This is a genomic window from Paenarthrobacter nitroguajacolicus (assembly GCF_007786235.1).
GTDB lineage: Bacteria > Actinomycetota > Actinomycetes > Actinomycetales > Micrococcaceae > Arthrobacter > Arthrobacter nitroguajacolicus_A.
In genome coordinates this window covers 34,883-51,287 of the sequence record NZ_VNFK01000016.1, presented here as the reverse complement: position 1 = coordinate 51,287, position 16,405 = coordinate 34,883, and the positions used below count along the sequence as shown (strand labels likewise).

Genomic DNA, 16,405 nt, shown 5'->3' with positions numbered 1-16,405 from the left:
AGCGTCTGGTTGCTTAGGCAGGTGCCGAAGCAACGCCCGGAGCAAGGAATCGCTTGCCGTTGACACGCTCTGAGGCGCCCACCCGATCCAAGTATGGTGTGATTCCGCCCAGGAACATCGGCCAGCCGGCACCCATGATGACGCAGAGGTCGATGTCTTCGGGGCCAGCCACGACACCTTCTTCCAGCATGAGCCCAATCTCTTCCGCCAGTGCATCCTGCGTGCGCCGCAGGACCTCCTCGCCAGTGGACGGCGTGTTGCCGAAGGACATGATGGCCAGCGTCTCAGCGGGGATGACAGGCGTTCCGTCCGGGCCGGGTACCCAGAGGGACTTGACGCCGTTGTCGATGAGTTTTTGCAGGTTCTGCGATACAGGGAACCGTTCGCCGAAGGCTGCGTGCAGGGACTCCTGGACGTGCTGGGCTACCGGCAGGCCCACCATTGCACTGAGGGTGAACGGAGACATGGGCAGGCCCATGGGTCGCAGGGCGGTGTCCGCCACTTCGGCAGGTGTTCCTTCATCGAATGCGGCGATGACCTCGCCCATGAGGCGCAGCAAGATGCGGTTCACAACGAACGCGGCAGCGTCCTTGACGAGAACAGCCGTCTTCTTCAGACCCTTGGCGAGTTCGAAAGCGGTGGCCAGGACGGCGTCGTCGGTCTTGGGGGCCCGCACGATCTCCAGGAGGGGCATCACTGCAACCGGATTGAAGAAGTGGAAGCCCACCAGCCGTTCCGGATGCTTTAGGTCCTCGGCCATGGCCGTGACGGACAACGAGGACGTATTGGTGGCGAGGATGCACTCCGGTGAGACGATTTCCTCCACCTCGGCGAAGACCTGCTTCTTGATGTGGAGTTCTTCGAAGACGGCTTCGATGACGAAATCGGCATCAGCGAACACCGCCTTGGACACGGAACCTGTAACAAGGGCCTTGGTCCGGTTGGCGGCGTCGGGCTTGATCCGTTTCTTGGCCAGCATCTTGTCGACTTCGGCGTGGACGTACGCCACTCCCTTGTCCACCCTGGCCTGGTCGATATCCGTCATCACCACGGGGACCTTCAGCTGCCGGGCGAAGAGCAACGCCAGCTGGCTGGCCATGAGGCCGGCACCAACGACGCCGATCTTGGTTACCGGGCGGGCCAACTTACGGTCGGGGGCGCCTGCCGGGTGCTTGGAGCGCTTCTGGACGAGGTCCAGGAACGCGTACACCGTGGAACGGAACTCGTCCGTCTGCATGAGGCCGGCGAGGGTCTCGCATTCCAGCGCAGCAGAGTCCGCCTGCGTCATGGTGCGGTTTGCCTCCATGACGTCAAGAACCTTGGCCGGCGCGGGTGAGGCGTTGGACGTCTTGGCCTCAACGAAGGCGCGACCTGCAGAAATCGCGGCCGCCCAGCGCGCGGCGACACCTTGGTCAGCGGGATCAACAGCGTTGTTACGATCCGGCGTCACATCGCCGGTGATGACGCTGGCCGCCCAGGCGAGGGACTGCTCCACGAAGTCGGCCGGTTCAAAGATGGCGTCCGCAACGCCGAGTTCAAAGGCCTGGGGTCCGGTGAGGGTCCGGTTGTTGCTGAGGGGGTTCTCGATCATCACCTTGACTGCGTTCTCGGGACCGACGAGGCGCGGCAGGATGTAAACGCCGCCCCACCCCGGCACGAGGCCGATGAACGCTTCAGGTAGGGCAAGTGCGCCCGCACCTGTGGAGACGGTCCGGTAGGTGGACTGCAGTGCTATTTCAAGCCCGCCGCCCAGGGCAAGGCCGTTGATGAAGGCAAAGCTGGGAACGCCAAGATCGGCCAACGTAGCGTAAACGGCGTGGCCGAGCTGGGCCATCCAGAGGCCGTGTTCGCGTTCTTTGAGCGTCTTGACCGCGGAGAGATCGGCACCTGCCACCAGGAAATACGGCTTGCCTGTGACTCCGACGCCCACGATTTCACCGCGGGAGGCCCGGTCCTTGAGGTCCTCCAGGACGCCGCCGAGTTCCACCAGGGTGTTGGGACCCAGGGTGGTGGGCTTGGAGTGGTCCAGCCCGTTGTCCAGGGTAATCAGGGCAAACGTCCCGGCGCCGCCCGGGAGCTGGATGTCCTGGACGTAGGAATGCGTCACGATTTCATCGGGGAACAGGGCGGCGAGCTTCTGGAATTCGGCGGCGCTCATGCTGCGGCTCCTTCTGTGACGGCTGTGGCGGCTGTGGTGGCTTGGTCAGAGGTGGAAGATGCGTAGTCGGCGTGGTGGGGGTTCTCCCAGATCACCGTGGCTCCCATGCCCAAGCCTATGCACATGGTGGTGATGCCGTAGCGAACCGAGGGATCCTCCTGGAACTGGCGTGCAAGCTGGTTCATGAGGCGAACGCCGGATGATGCGAGCGGATGTCCGACGGCGATGGCCCCGCCATAGCGGTTGACGCGGGGGTCGTCATCAGCGATGCCGAAGTGGTCCAGGAAGCTGAGGACCTGGACGGCGAAGGCCTCGTTGATCTCGAACAGTCCGATGTCTTCAATGCCCAACCCGGCGTTCTTGAGGGCCTTCTCCGTGGCGGGAACCGGGCCTATGCCCATGACCTCAGGCTCGACGCCGGCGAAGGCATACGAGACCAGGCGCATCTTGACGGGCAGGCCGAGTTCCTCGGCGGCTTCGGCCGATGCCAGGACCGCTGCTGTGGCGCCGTCGTTCAGTCCCGCGGCGTTGCCTGCGGTGACCCGGCCGTGAGCGCGGAATGGAGTACGCAGTTCGGCCAGGTCTTCCACAGTGGTTCCGGGGCGCGGAGGCTCGTCTGTCGTGTGGAGAGTCCAGCCCTGGCCCGGCTTCATGGTGGCCACGGGCACGAGGTCGTGCTGGATTTGCTCGTTGGCGTAGGCCGCGGCGAGCTTGGCCTGGGAAGCTGCCGCGTAGGTGTCCGTGCGGTCCTTGGTGATGGCGGGGAAGCGGTCGTGCAGGTTCTCGGCCGTGTTGCCCATGTTCAGCGCTGCGGGGTCTACCAGTCGCTCGGACATGAAGCGAGGATTGGGGTCGGCGCCGGCGCCCATGGGGTGGTTGCCCATGTGTTCAACGCCTCCGGCGATGACGACGTCGTAGGCGCCGAAGCCGATGCCGCTCGCCGTCGTCGTCACTGCCGTCATGGCTCCGGCGCACATGCGATCGATCGCGAAGCCGGGGACGGTGCGGGGGAGTCCGGCCAGCAAAGCGGCCGTGCGGCCGATGGTGAGGCCCTGGTCTCCGGTCTGGGTGGTGGCTGCGATGGCCACCTCGTCGACGCGGTCCGCGGGCAACGAGGGGTTCCGCCTCATGAGTTCGCGGATGCACTTGACCACGAGGTCATCGGCGCGGGTACCGGCGTAGATGCCTTTCTCTCCGGCCTTGCCGAAAGGGGTGCGGACCCCGTCCACGAAGACAACGTCACGGACGATCCTCTGAGCACTGCGTGTTGGACTCATGTATTACTCCTCGTTGAGACGTGCCGCAGGATCCGCAAGGCGGGTCCCGTTGGCATTACTGCAATGTTACTCATGAGTAACTTAGCTTGCAAGGTCAGTTAAGCCGGCGGCGGGAGGAAGATGCTGGCACGCAAAAGGCCCGCCACCGCGAAGGGAGATTCGGGTGACGGGCCTGCAGACCAACGCAATCAGTCGGAGTCCTTGGATTGTTGCGCTTCCTTGGATTTGGACTCCTTGGCCGGAAGCGGTTGGGGGTTCAGGCATGCTTCGGTGAGGATCGGAGCGGCGAAGGAGATTTGCCATTCGCGTGCACCGAGCGCCCGCAGCTCCGCCGAGATGGATTCCAACGAGGCATCAGCCGGGGGTCGCCAGGCAACCCGACGCAAGTAGTCGGGAGTCAGCAGGTTTTCGACGGGCAGGTTGAGTTCGTCGGCCTTGGCTTGCAGGGCCGGCCGGGCGGTGGCCAACCGTGCCGCCGCTTCCGGATCCCGGTCAACCCACACCCGTGGTGGGGGTGGCGCGTTGGTGGGCAAATGCAGGGGCGGGAGATCCGTGATGGTGCGGGCGTTCGTGATGCAGCGCAACCAACGGGGAGCTTCACGTTGGGCGGACCTGCCGTGGAACCCCTTGGTCGCCAGAAGTTGCGGGACCGTTGTGGGCATGGCCTTTGCTGCAGCGACGAGGGCAGAGTCGGGGATGAGTCGACCGGGCGCTACGTCGCGTTTCCTTGCGAGTTGATCGCGTTCCTGCCACAGTTCACGGACGGCTGCCAGTTGGCGGCGGTCACGGATCTGGTGGAGCCCGGAGGTTTTGCGCCATGGATCGACCCGCGGCGGGGAGATGCCGGCGGCGAGGATTCCCGCGAACTCCTGCTCTGCGTACTCCAGCTTGCCGTCCGCTTCCAGCAGTTCAATGAGTTCCTCGCGGAGTTCAGCAAGGACTTCGACGTCCAGGGCGGCGTACCGCAGCCACGGTTCCGGAAGGGGACGGGTGGACCAGTCTGCGGCAGAGTGTTCCTTCGCGAGTCCGAAGCCGAGAAGCTGCTCGATAACAGCTGCCAGCCCGACGCGGGGGAGTCCGGCGAGCCGGGCCGCCAGTTCTGTGTCGAAAAGCTTGTCCGGCCACATCCCCAGCTCCGACAGGCAAGGCAGGTCCTGGGTGGCTGCGTGCAGGATCCATTCGACGCCACGGAGGGCGTCATTGATGATGTCCAGGTTGTCGAAGGGCTCGGGATCGATCAGCCAGGTGCCCGCACCCTCACGCCGGATCTGCACCAGGAAGGCGCGCTGGCCGTAACGGAATCCGGATGCGCGCTCGGCGTCCACGCCGGCAGGTCCTGTGCCGGCGGCGATGGCGGCTGCGCACCGCTCCAAACCGGCCGCTGTGTCGATGACCAACGGCACGCCTTCGCGTGGGGTATCGAGATCGATAACTTCAGGAACGTGGCTGTCGAAGCCGTCAACCTTGATGTGGGTGGTGGGATCAGCAACCGGATCGCCGGCTGTGGTTTTATCCAGATTTTCAGGGGTCATGGTGGCTTAAGCTTACCGATTCCCGCCGGAGCAGGGTGCCTTCGGGTTGTGGCCAGTCAATTGAGCCTCCTGTTGGGTAGTCCCGTGACCCCTGGCGGAAGGGGCGGAAGGCCGGCGAACGTGCAGACCATGTCTGACCACGCCTCCAAATGTGCTTGGACGTCGGCACTGGCGGGAGTCCAGGACGCGCGAAGTTCGATGTCTATGGTGTCCGGACGGTCAGCCAGGGTGCCAAAGCTTTCGGAGAGAATCCGGGTGGCAGTGCCTCCAGCAGCGCGGTACGGGGCTGCGTGGTTTTCCAAGGCGTCCACGAGCCACGTCCAGGCAACCGACCCAAGCATGGAGTCGTTTCCCATCTCGGCGTCCATTTGGGCCCGGATGTAGGTGACGATGCGGAACTCGCCTTCCCAAACGGCGGAACCATCGGGGTCGTGCAGAAGGATAAAGCGGCCCGTGGCCAACTCGTCGTCCTCTTCACTGGCCGGAGCGTTGCTCTGGCTCGCGGCGAAGGCTTTGGCCGCGGGCCCATGGACGGGGACCTGCCGGGTGGCCGCGGTGGGGCTGAAGACTTCTGCGCCCAGGGCAACTGCGTAGGGTGCCAGACGTGCGGGTGCGGGGATCTCGTCAAGCCGCAGTTCGCTGCGGCATTGTGCTTTTCGTAGCGTTCCCAGGGCGAAGAGAAAGTCCGCGGGAACCTGTGCGAGGGCGTTCACCCTCGCAGGTTATGCGCCCGGGACGGCGATTCTGTGCAGGCTCGCCGCCCCGGATTGCATAGGGTTGCGCGTCAGGCCAGCTCGCCCTTGATCGCCGCCACAAAGGCGTCGATGTCTTCCTCTGTAGTGTCGAAGGAACACATCCACCGGACCTCGCGTCGTGCAGCGTCCCAGTCGTAGAAAGCGAAGGACTGACGCAGGCGATCGGCAACCCCGGCGGGGAGAATGGCGAAGACGCCGTTGGACTGCGTGGCCTGGGTGGGTTCCACGCCGTCGATTTCTTCCACGGCGGAACGCAGGCGCGCCGCCATGGCGTTGGCGTGGGCTGCCGAGCGCAGCCACAGTCCGTCTTCAAGCAAGGCGATGAACTGGGCGGAGATGAAGCGCATCTTGGAAGCCAGCTGCATGTTCATCTTGCGCAGGAACTTCAGGCCGTAGGCGGCTTCAGGGTTCAGGGCCACCACCACCTCACCGAAAATCAGGCCATTCTTGGTGCCACCGAAGGAAAGTATGTCCACGCCTGCGTCGCGGGTGAATGCCCGAAGGGGGACGCCCAAGTACGCCGCTGCGTTGGCGAGCCGGGCACCGTCCATGTGCAGCTTCATGCCCTTGGCGTGCGCATGGTCGGCAATGGCGCGCACTTCCTCCGGCGTGTAGCACGTGCCGAGTTCGGTGGTTTGGGTAATGGAGACCACCAGTGGTTGGGCACGGTGTTCATCGCCCCAGCCCCATGCTTCCCGGTCGATCAGTTCGGGCGTGAGCTTTCCATCATCGGTGGGCACCTGCAGGAGCTTGATCCCGCCGATGCGCTCCGGTGCGCCGTTCTCATCCATGTTGATGTGGGCAGTGGAGGCACAGATCACCGCTCCCCAGCGGGGCAGCAGGGACTGCAGGGACAGGACGTTGGCGCCGGTACCGTTGAACACCGGGAAGCACTCGATGCCCTGGCCGAACTGCTGCTCCATGACCTCCTGGAGGCGGGCTGTGTACACGTCCTCACCGTAGGAAACCTGGTGCCCCCCGTTGGCTGTGGCCAGCGCTGCCAGGATTTCGGGATGGACACCGGAGTAGTTGTCCGACGCGAAGCCGCGGACCGAAGGGTCATGCAGCTGTCCTGATGCTGCTGTCCCGCTCTGGATTGCCTCTGTTGTGCTCGTCACTTGTTCATTCACGCTTTCAAGTCTATTTGGCCAGCAGGATGCGCTGGCCGTTCAGGGTTGCTGCCGGTTGTTCAAAAAGTCCGACGGCGGCAGCGGCCAGGTCTTCGACGTCCGTGTAACCGGGGAATCGACGTTCAGGATGCTCACGACGCATGGCATCGTCAACGAGAGCCTTGACCACGAAGATGACTGCTGCGCTGTGCTGCTCGGTGGTCGGGTGGGGCTGCTCGGTGATTGCGTCGCCATTACCGGACTGGGTGCGACGGAAACCGTCGGCCACTGCCATGGTCCAGGCTTCCGCCGCTGCCTTCGCCGCTGCGTAGCTGGCGACGGCGGCGGTGGGAGCCGAGGCGCTGGTGGACGAAACCATGGCGAATCGTCCGCGCGCAGAAGCTTCGAGCTGGCTGTAGAAAACCCTGGAGACGTTGCGCAGCGTGGTGATCGCGCCCCGCTCCAAGGCTTCCCAGTCCTCATCGCTTTGGTCCTCGATGCCCTTCGCTCCGCGCCAACCGCCGACGAGGTGGATGACCCCGTCGACGCCCCCAATGCCGAGGCCCTCGATGGCTGAAGCCAGTTGACGTACGGATTCAAGACTGGCGAGATCGCAGACCAGTGGCGTAACGCCGTCGCCGGCCTCAAGGGCAGCAGCCTGGATTCTGTCTTCGTCCGAGCCCACGGTGAGCACCCTGTGGCCAGCCGCAGCCAGCGCCCGGGCGGCAGCGACGCCGGAAGCGCTGCTGCCGCCCGTCACCAGAACAGTCAAAACGGTCATCAGGCCGCCGTTGCGCCGGTGATGCCGGTGGTGGATTCGATAACGGGGCGCATCTTCTTCTCCAGTGCTTCGTAGAACATGGACAGCGGGAACTCATCGTCCAGGACCTGATCGGTGAGTCCGCGGGGCGGGCCGTCCAGGGGCAGCGCGTCAGGTCCCTTGGCCCAGATGGATGCGGGGTGGGGAGTCACGGTGCTGGAGATGAGCTCGTAAGCCGCCAGCCAGTGGGCAGCCTTGGGACGATCAATGGAACGCCAGTATAGTTCTTCAATTTTGGCGCCGAGTTCAACCACGACAGCTGCTGCGTCATCCCAGTCGATGGAGAGCTTGCTGTCCGTCCAGTGGAGTACGTGGTGCTGGTGCATCCAGGCGAACAGGAGCTGTCCACCCAAGCCGTCGTAGTTGCGGACTCGGCTGCCGGTGATGGCGAAACGGAAAATCCGGTCGAAGATGACGGCATACTGAACGAGTTTTGCGTGCTTACGGGCATCGGGATCGGCCTCTTCGTCCTTCTCGATGCGCACGGACTCGCGGAACGCCGTGAGGTCGCAGCGCAATTCCTCGAGGGAGTAGAGGAAGAACGGCATGCGCTGCTTGATCATGAACGGATCAAACGGAAGGTCGCCCCTCATGTGGGTACGGTCGTGAATCAGGTCCCACATCACGAACGTGCGCTGCGTCAGTTCCTGGTCCTCGATCAGCTGTGCTGCATCCTCCGGCAACTCCAGGGAAGTTGTTTCCGCGGCTGCCTTGAGGACGCGGCGGAAGCGGGCGGCCTCGCGGTCGGCGAAGATGGCGCCCCACGTGAAGGTAGGTGTCTCACGGACGGCGACGGTCTCGGGGAAAAGGACCGCGGAATTGGTGTCGTAGCCGGGCGTGAAATCAACAAAGCGGATAGGAACGAAGAGCTTGTTGGAGTAGTCGCCGGCTTCCAGGCCGCCGATGAACTCGGGCCAGATGACTTCGATCAATACCGCTTCGACCAGCCTGTTGGTGCTGCCGTTCTGCGTGTACATGGGGAAGACCACCAAATGCTGGAGGCCATCGATCCGCTGCTCCTGGGGCTGGAACGCCTGGAGGGAGTCCAGGAAGTCCGGGACTCCGAACCCGCTGTTCACCCACCGGTCAAAGTCCTCAACCAGGAGCGACAGGTACTGCGCGTCGTGGCGGAAGTGCGGAGCGAGGGCCTTGATGGCGTTGGTGATCGTGGCGACGAGGCCGGCTGCTTCACCATGGACTGCAGGATCGGCAATGGAACCATCCTGCTCCTGGTGCGCTTGGAGGGCCGTTGCTGCGGCCTTGAGGGCGGTCCACTCTGCGTTGTCGGCGGTGACACGCGGGAGGGTGGGGGTGGCGATAGTGGTCATGGTGCTCGGCCCTTTCCGAAGTGGTTATTGCTTCTGGGCCGAGCGTAGCAAGCGGATAGCATCGCTAATCCAAGATTGAGCTGAGCATAAGTAATTCTTGCTCATTCGGCCCCTGAGTGAGCCCTGAGATTCAGTTCGGGAAGAGGATGCGGCGTGGAGGGGCCACTCCGGGCGGACCGCCACCGACGACGGTCCGCCCGAAAGGCCCTAGCCCTCGTCCGGGTTCACCAAACGAAGTGAAATCGAATTAATGCAGAACCGCTGGTCCGTGGGCGTACCGTAGCCCTCGCCTTCGAAGACGTGACCCAGGTGGGAATCGCAGTTGGCGCAACGGACTTCAACCCGGTCCATCCCCATCGTCCGATCATGGAGGTACCGGACGGTGCCCTCAGCCAGCGGCGCCCAGAAGGACGGCCAGCCGCAGTGGGAGTCGAACTTTTCCCGGCTGGTGAACAATTGGCTGCCGCAGGCCCTGCATTGGTAGACGCCTTCAGTGTGCGTGTCCCAGTACTCGCCCGTATACGGCCGTTCCGTTCCCGCCTGCCGCAGGACGCGGTATTCCTCCGGCGTCAACTCCTCACGCCATTGGGCATCGCTCTTCTCCACAGGCACGGAAGACGTCTTGCTGGTGTTGTCAGGAGTGTTCATGTCTTGTGCAACGCTCACGAGTCGCCGATAAATCCCGAGCCTGCATACAAGTGAAGGACCGGAAGCCCAAGCTGGTCCTGAGCCTTGTTGGCCCAGTCCGTATGGAACGTGTCGGCGATGGCATGCGGACGGGTCACCACCACGGCCTGCGCCGCGTCCAAGGACCGAACCTTCGCCACCAAGCCGGCCACGGCACCGCCGTCGACGATTTCACCGGTGACGCCGCCACCCAAGCCATCCAAGGCTGCCAAGGATGCAGCCAGCGTCTCTGCGGCTTCGGCGCGCTCCGCCTCCGGGTCCGGTGATTGCGCAGTGAGTTCACGGAACGCCTTGGCAATATCAAGCAGCGAGAGGTTCTCCAGGAAATCCACCAGGAGGTGTCGCTCAGTATTGGAGGGGACCAGCACCACAAGTGGCGCGTCGCCGCCGTCGAGCAGCTTGGCGATGTTGATGCGGTCGTCGGGGCCCAGGGGCTCTTCAGTCAGGATGACTATGGGATCACTCATGGCTACAGCGTAGTCCCGGGGAACGGGAGTCCGCAGGCTTTCGGGAGCCGATTCCGAGGAACGGTCCGCCGCGCGGTCCGCACCTGCACCAGGCAGCGCTGATCAACGGCAACAATGGAAGCATGGCATCGAATTCCCGGTCAGCGAGAGACGCTGCAGACACCAAACTGTCCCCCCGCACCAAATGGGCGATCGCAGGCTTCCTTGCCGGCGGAACCCTTGCAGGGCTTGTGGGGGCCGGGTCCTCCGCGCTCGCCGTGTACTTTGCCCGTCGTGTCATTACCCCTGCCGCGCGGCACGAGGACCAGGAAATCCTCGCGGTGATCCGCGGGGACAAAGGACTGCAAGTCATCCTGGCCGCCACCCCGGACACCATCATTGATGGCGTTTTCAGCCTCTTCTTCTCCGCCGGCCAGGGGCACGCGCGCATTGGTCGGATTGTGTCCTATTCACCGGCCGAACAAACTGTCCTGCGCGAGGTGGAGGAGGTCTACAGCGGCAATCTTTCCGAGGCCCGCCGCGCCTGGTGGAGCGGCGCAACCTATCCGGATCCGGCCGCAATCGGCCTCGCGGCGGAAGACGTTGAAATAGACGTCGACGGCGGGAAGGCACCTGCCTGGTTGATCCGCGCCGATGCGTCAGCGTCGGCACCGGTGTGGGCGATCATGGTGCATGGCCGCGGGGCTACGCGTCTCGAAGGCCTCCGGGCCGTACGCACCGCACGCGACCTCGGACTGGACAGCCTCCTGATTTCGTATCGTAACGATGGGCTGGCGCCGTCCGCCCTGGATGGACGGTACGGCCTGGGGTCGACGGAATGGCGTGACGTCGAGGCTGCCATCGAGTACGCAATGGACCACGGGGCGCAGGAGGTGGTGCTCTTCGGGTGGTCGATGGGCGGGGCGATCAGCCTGCAGACCGCCGACCTCTCCAAGCACCGCCTCGTCATCCGGGCCCTGGTCCTGGACGCCCCGGTCATCAATTGGGTCAACGTCATGGCCCATCACGCGGAAATGAACAGGATTCCCTACAACGTGGGGCGTTATGGGCAGATGATGCTCAGCCATCCGTTGGGACGCCGGCTCACAGGCCTTGCCGCTCCCGTGGATCTGAAGGCAATGGACTGGGAAGCGCGGGCTGTTGAGTTGCGCACGCCGACGTTGCTCATCCACAGCGTGGACGACGACTATGTTCCGTTCGAACCGTCGGCAAGTCTGGCCGAAAAGAACCCGGAGATGGTTACATTCGAACCCTTCGACGGCGCGCGGCACACCAAGGAGTGGAACGTTGATCCCGAGCGGTGGGAGCGAGTGGTGCGTTCGTGGCTCCAGCGACAACTCGCCCCGCGGAACAACCCCGGCCAGTCGAGTGCAACGGCGCCGGCCCCCGGGGCAGATAAGGGCGCTTGAAGTCAGCCTTTACCGGAACCTATCGCGGCGGTAACGGCTTGTGTGAGCCGGATGAGGTCAACCGGAGCGAGTTCGATGTCCAACCCCCGCCTTCCCCCGGAAACCAGAATGGTGTCAAAGGCCAGGGCCGATTCGTCCAGGACGGTGGGGGAGGACTGGCGTTGCCCCAACGGAGAAATCCCACCGAGCACATATCCCGTGCGGCGTTCTGCCGCTTTGGGATCCGCCATGGCCGCCTTTTTGGATCCCAAGGCAGCTGCTGCGGACTTCAGATCCAGGTTCCCGGACACCGGGACGATGGCCACAGCCAATCGGCCCTCTACCTCCACCATCAAGGTCTTGAAAACCCGTGCAGGCTCGATACCCAGGACCTCTGCAGCTTCCAGCCCGTAGCTGGCCACCGCGGGATCGTGGGCGTAGGGGTGCAGCACAAAAGGAACGCCGGCCGCAGCGAGTGCTGCTGTAGCCGGCGTTCCCTGCGAAGCCATTTTCTTGGCCATGCCGCGCGGCGGAACCCTTCAGTGCTCCAGCCGACTGGCGGCTGAGACTTTCCGCTTGATACGGCCGAGCATTGCCGTCATGCCCCGCATGCGCAGGGGAGTGATGGCCCGGGTCAGCCCCAGCAATTCCGGCATGTCATCCGGAACCGCAAGGATTTCCTGGGCCGTCAGCCCATCGAGTCCCTCATGCAGGACACCGGCGAATCCACGGGTGGTGGGCGCCTCCTGCGGTGCCTTGAAGTAGAGGCGGTAGGCGCGGGGGCCATTGGGCACCTCTGTGTTCTTCTCCGACTCAATGGTGAGGAACAGCGGGGACTGGCACTCGACGACCTGCTCCAACAACTCGGGGTGGTCTTTGAGGCGCTCTGGAAGCTCCGGCAGGCCCCTTGAGAATTCGAGCAGCAGTTGCAAACGGTCAGGCTCCGTCAGTGCCTGGAAGTCATCGACGATTTCCGCCAGCGCGGCGGGCAAAGTGTTGGTACTCATCTCTTCCAGCTTACGCACAACGGCGGCGATTGCATCTTGTGTGCCGGAACACTACGGGCCTTGAAGAACGGGACTAGTTGCTTGCGAAGGCCGCAGGAACGGAACCACGCTCGGCACCCTTGACGATGGGAACACGCACGGCGTTGCCCCATTCGGTCCACGAGCCGTCGTAGTTGCGGACGGTGTCGAAGCCCAGCAAGTACTTCAGGGCGAACCACGTGTGGCTGGAACGCTCGCCGATGCGGCAGTAGGCCACGACGTCGTCGCCGGCCTTCAGGCCGGCCTCACCCAGGTAGAGGGCTTCGAGTTCTTCGCGGTTACGGTAGGTGCCGTCTTCCGCTGCTGCACGGGCCCACGGAATGGAGGCAGCGGTGGGAATGTGCCCGCCACGCAGTGCGCCCTCTTCCGGGTAGGCCGGCATGTGCGTGCGCTGGCCTGTGTATTCCTCGGGGGAGCGGACATCGATCAGGGGATTGCCCAGGTGCGCCAGGACGTCGTCCTTGAACGCGCGGATGGGAGCGTCATTGCGCTCTACCTCGGGGTACTCGCCGGGAGCGGGCGTCGGCACATCGGTGGTCAACTCGCGGCCTTCGGCGATCCACTTGTCGCGGCCGCCATCCAGGAGGCGGACGTCGTCGTGGCCGAACAGCGTGAAGACCCAGAGGGCGTAGGCTGCCCACCAGTTGGACTTGTCACCATAAATCACCACGGTGCTGTCCCGGGAGATGCCCTTGGACGCAGCGAGGGTGGCGAATGCTGCGCCATCCACATAGTCTCGGGTGACCTCGTCGTTAAGGTCGGTGTGCCAGTCGATCTTGACGGCGCCCGGGATGTGGCCGGTTTCGTACAGGAGAACGTCTTCATCGGACTCGACGACAACCAGCTTGCCATCGGCAATGGCGCCGTCAGCAAGTGCTGCCGCGAGCCACTCGGTGGACACAAGGCGTTCAGGGTTCGCGTACGACGCGAACTTTTCGTTCTGTTCAACGGGGTAGGACATGGTGATGGCCTTTCACTGACAACGGACGGAGCCAGGCCGCGGGAATGGTGCAGACGCCGGCCCGGCGTGCTTCAACACTAACCACGGGCTCCCGTGAATGCTTCCCTGGGGTCATACGGTGAAACATGGGCTTGGTCACGTGTCCGTTCCAGGGCGTCCGATGCCGGTATTCTTGCTGGGGACCTAATACCGAAGGAACGGACCACCGTGGTACAGATCGAACAACTGGCTGCCCGCACACCGGCAGTCTCCGTGGAGGAACTCCTCAAGGGTTTCTACCCGTCTCCGCGATTCGGAGAGGTATCGTTCGACAGCTACCGGCCAGACCCTTCGCAGCCGAGCCAGGCCAATGCAGTGAAGCTGCTGTCCGCCTTCGCCGATGGCGTGGGCAACGACGACGGCGGTGGGCTCTTCAAGAAGCTGTTCGCCAAGAAAGCGCCCGCCGCCAGGGCTGGGATTTACCTCGATGGTGGCTTCGGTGTTGGTAAGACCCACCTCCTGGCGTCCCTGTGGCACAGGTCCCCTGGGCCCAAGGCATTCGGCACCTTCGTGGAATACACCAACCTTGTGGGTGCGCTCTCCTTCCGCAAGACCGTGGAAGCGCTCAGCAGCTACAAGCTGGTTTGCATCGATGAGTTCGAACTCGACGATCCAGGCGATACGGTGCTGATGTCGCGCCTGATGCGCGAGTTGGCCGACGCCGGCGTCAAGCTTGCCGCCACGTCCAACACTCTGCCCGGCTCGCTCGGCGAAGGCCGCTTTGCCGCCGTCGACTTCCAGCGTGAGATCCAGGTCCTCGCAGATCAGTTTGACGTCGTGAGGATCGACGGCGAGGATTTCCGCCACCGTGGCCTGCCGGCCGCCCCTGCACCGCTCAAGACCGAAGAACTCAAGCACCGCATGCGGGCCGAATTCGATGGCAAGACTGTGGCCGTGGATGACTTCCGGACCCTCGTCAACCACTTGGCCGCAGTCCACCCCAGCCGCTACCGTCAGCTGATCTCCGGCGTGGAGGCAGTGGTGTGGAGCGACGTGGAAACCATCACCGAACAGGCCGTCGCGTTGCGCTTTGTTGTCCTCGCAGATCGCCTTTACGACAAGGATGTCCCCATCCTGGCCAGCGGCGTAGCCTTCGACAAGCTCTTCACCGAAGAGATGATGACCGGTGGCTACACGAAGAAATACTTCCGGGCAGTGTCACGGTTGACTGCCTTGGCACGCGAGGCACAAAACCACGAGCCCGCCTGATTCAGGCCTTCTGAAGGGGCTCGCGGCTCTTCAGCATCCAGCGCACCAGGATGCCGCCGGCCAAAGCCCAGAAAGCAGCGCCGACACCGGCGAAGCTCAGGCCGGACGCTGCCAGCAGGAAAGTAATACAGGCCGGGATGCGTTCCTCGGCCACAGCCAGGGCAGATGAAATGGACGATGCCAAGGTCCCGAGGAGTGCGAGGCCCGCGACGGCCTCAAGGAGTCCCGGCGGAGCCGCAGCCACCAAGGTAACCAGGGCGGCAGAGACTGCAGCCAGCATCAGGTAGGCAAAACCGGACACGAAAGCAGCGATCCAGCGTCGGCTGTGGTCCTTGCCCGCCTCCTCGCCTGCGGCCAGGGCCGCACTCAGCGCGGCCAGGTTGATGGCGTGCCCCCCGAAAGGAGCCCCTGCGATGGTCCCCACTCCGGTCACCAGCATGGAGGGACGCCACGGCGTGGTGTAGCCGAAAGATTTGAGGACTGCGACGCCGGGAATGTTCTGCGACGCCATGGTGACGATGAACAAGGGCAGGGCCAGGCCTACCGCGGCCTCCAACGTAAAGGCCGGGGTGGTCCACTCCAGCCGGGGGAGGAGACTGTTGGCCGGGACATGAACGCCGTTGGAGGCGATATGGATGCCGATGACCCCCAAGGCCACCATCAGGGACGCCGGCACGGACCAGCGTGGCGCAAATTTCATGAGGACTATCCAGCACAGAACTACAGGGGCAATGAACAAGGGAGCCGATCCCAGCGATTTGAACGGTGCCAGGCAGAGGGGGAGCAAGACCCCGGCGAGCATGGCCTGTGCCAAGGCGGTGGGGATCTTCGACATGACGCGGCCGAGGAACGGGAGCAGGCCCGTGAGGAGGATCAGCGCCCCGACGATCAGGAACGCACCGACGGCAGCCGGCCAGCCGCCGTCGACCATTCCTGCTGAGGCGAGCAGTGCCGCGCCGGGCGTTGACCACGCGAGAGTCACTGGCATCCTGGATCGCCATGACAGCCAGAGGATGCCCACACCGAAGGTCAGGGTCAATGCCAGCAGACCGCTTGATGCCTGTGCCTGATTGGCGCCCACAGCCTGCAATCCGGCCAGTACTACGGCAAAGGACGAAGTGAATCCCACCAAGGCGGTGACGACGCCTGCAGTAATCGGCGGTCCCAACATTTCCCTCGTGGCGCGGCTGTTGGTGGCTGGCGGGGAGACGGAAGGCATAGGGTCCAAAATACCCGACCCATGGGTGGAACCTGTGACGGGCGAAGTCCAGTTAAACGCCAAGGGCACCGGTGGCGCCTCGCGGCGGGACCGGTGCCCCCTTGACGTATCTGGTACGGCGGCTCAGGCAGCTACGGCTGCTTTGGCTCATCCGTGACGGGAGCCTGCTCAGGCTGACCGTCGTTCTTGGCCACGAAGTCGGAAGCGGCATTCTGGACCTTGTCGACGTGACCGGCATACTTGCCGCCCGTCTTCTCGTCCACAAAATCCCCGGCCTTTTCGATGCCATTCTTGATGGCTTCTTCGTTGCCTTGAATGAGACCCTGAGCCTTGCCCTTCAGGTCGTCAATTAAACCCACGGGCACCTCCCTTCCATCGCGGAGCCAGTTCGCTCCTCCGCGTCCGACCCT

General features: G+C 63.9%; 16 protein-coding genes. 2 read left to right on the top strand and 14 right to left on the bottom strand.

Annotation, left to right across the window (positions count from 1 at the left end):
* Positions 1 to 13: 13 nt before the first annotated feature.
* From FQP90_RS17915 to FQP90_RS17875, 9 genes are all read right to left on the bottom strand, one after another.
* On the bottom strand, positions 14 to 2,158 hold the full coding sequence (locus tag FQP90_RS17915) for a 3-hydroxyacyl-CoA dehydrogenase NAD-binding domain-containing protein (RefSeq protein ID WP_144652422.1): 2,145 nt from the start codon (positions 2,156 to 2,158) through the stop codon (positions 14 to 16).
* On the bottom strand, positions 2,155 to 3,435 hold the full coding sequence (locus FQP90_RS17910; protein ID WP_144652421.1) for a thiolase family protein: 1,281 nt from the start codon (positions 3,433 to 3,435) through the stop codon (positions 2,155 to 2,157). Before FQP90_RS17910 ends, FQP90_RS17915 begins: the two co-directional genes overlap by 4 nt.
* A 188-nt stretch (positions 3,436 to 3,623) precedes the next feature.
* Positions 3,624 to 4,967: an HRDC domain-containing protein gene (locus FQP90_RS17905; RefSeq protein WP_144652420.1), complete on the bottom strand. Its 1,344-nt coding sequence runs from the start codon at positions 4,965 to 4,967 to the stop codon at positions 3,624 to 3,626.
* Between the two features lie 56 nt (positions 4,968 to 5,023).
* Complete coding sequence (locus tag FQP90_RS17900) at positions 5,024 to 5,680, bottom strand: DUF3000 domain-containing protein (RefSeq protein WP_144652419.1); 657 nt, start codon at positions 5,678 to 5,680, stop codon at positions 5,024 to 5,026.
* A 71-nt stretch (positions 5,681 to 5,751) separates the two neighbouring features.
* Complete coding sequence (locus tag FQP90_RS17895) at positions 5,752 to 6,852, bottom strand: threonine aldolase family protein (RefSeq protein WP_144652418.1); 1,101 nt, start codon at positions 6,850 to 6,852, stop codon at positions 5,752 to 5,754.
* 10 nt (positions 6,853 to 6,862) lie between these two features.
* Entirely contained in the window at positions 6,863 to 7,612 is a 750-nt protein-coding gene (locus FQP90_RS17890; protein WP_144652417.1) for an SDR family NAD(P)-dependent oxidoreductase, read from the bottom strand.
* A complete protein-coding gene (locus FQP90_RS17885) occupies positions 7,612 to 8,979 on the bottom strand; it encodes a DUF6421 family protein (RefSeq protein WP_144652416.1) in 1,368 nt (455 codons plus the stop codon). The genes FQP90_RS17890 and FQP90_RS17885 overlap by 1 nt, the downstream gene beginning before the upstream one ends.
* 207 nt (positions 8,980 to 9,186) lie before the next feature.
* A complete protein-coding gene (gene msrB / locus FQP90_RS17880; RefSeq protein ID WP_144652415.1) occupies positions 9,187 to 9,627 on the bottom strand; it encodes a peptide-methionine (R)-S-oxide reductase MsrB in 441 nt (146 codons plus the stop codon).
* Positions 9,628 to 9,641: 14 nt separating this feature from the next.
* A complete protein-coding gene (locus FQP90_RS17875; protein ID WP_144652414.1) occupies positions 9,642 to 10,133 on the bottom strand; it encodes a hypothetical protein in 492 nt (163 codons plus the stop codon).
* 122 nt (positions 10,134 to 10,255) lie between these two features.
* Here FQP90_RS17875 and FQP90_RS17870 point away from each other — a divergent pair, with 122 nt between their 5' ends.
* A complete protein-coding gene (locus FQP90_RS17870) occupies positions 10,256 to 11,542 on the top strand; it encodes an alpha/beta hydrolase family protein (protein WP_144652413.1) in 1,287 nt (428 codons plus the stop codon).
* A gap of 2 nt (positions 11,543 to 11,544) precedes the next feature.
* On the opposite strand, the gene ybaK is transcribed toward FQP90_RS17870, so the two are convergent.
* From ybaK to FQP90_RS17855, 3 genes are all read right to left on the bottom strand, one after another.
* Positions 11,545 to 12,042: a Cys-tRNA(Pro) deacylase gene (gene ybaK / locus FQP90_RS17865; RefSeq protein ID WP_144652412.1), complete on the bottom strand. Its 498-nt coding sequence runs from the start codon at positions 12,040 to 12,042 to the stop codon at positions 11,545 to 11,547.
* Between the two features lie 18 nt (positions 12,043 to 12,060).
* Positions 12,061 to 12,528: a SufE family protein gene (locus FQP90_RS17860; protein ID WP_208760036.1), complete on the bottom strand. Its 468-nt coding sequence runs from the start codon at positions 12,526 to 12,528 to the stop codon at positions 12,061 to 12,063.
* Between the two features lie 73 nt (positions 12,529 to 12,601).
* Positions 12,602 to 13,528: a sulfurtransferase gene (locus tag FQP90_RS17855; RefSeq protein WP_144652410.1), complete on the bottom strand. Its 927-nt coding sequence runs from the start codon at positions 13,526 to 13,528 to the stop codon at positions 12,602 to 12,604.
* A 207-nt stretch (positions 13,529 to 13,735) separates the two neighbouring features.
* Between FQP90_RS17855 and zapE the strand changes: the two genes are divergently transcribed.
* Positions 13,736 to 14,776 (top strand): cell division protein ZapE, encoded by a 1,041-nt coding sequence (zapE, locus tag FQP90_RS17850; RefSeq protein ID WP_144652409.1) that lies wholly within the window; start codon positions 13,736 to 13,738, stop codon positions 14,774 to 14,776.
* A 1-nt stretch (position 14,777) separates the two neighbouring features.
* On the opposite strand, the gene FQP90_RS17845 is transcribed toward zapE, so the two are convergent.
* Together FQP90_RS17845 and FQP90_RS17840 are read right to left on the bottom strand one after the other, a co-directional pair.
* Positions 14,778 to 15,995: a benzoate/H(+) symporter BenE family transporter gene (locus FQP90_RS17845; protein ID WP_144652408.1), complete on the bottom strand. Its 1,218-nt coding sequence runs from the start codon at positions 15,993 to 15,995 to the stop codon at positions 14,778 to 14,780.
* Between the two features lie 131 nt (positions 15,996 to 16,126).
* Complete coding sequence (locus tag FQP90_RS17840; protein ID WP_018778655.1) at positions 16,127 to 16,360, bottom strand: antitoxin; 234 nt, start codon at positions 16,358 to 16,360, stop codon at positions 16,127 to 16,129.
* Between the last annotated feature and the right edge of the window lie 45 nt (positions 16,361 to 16,405).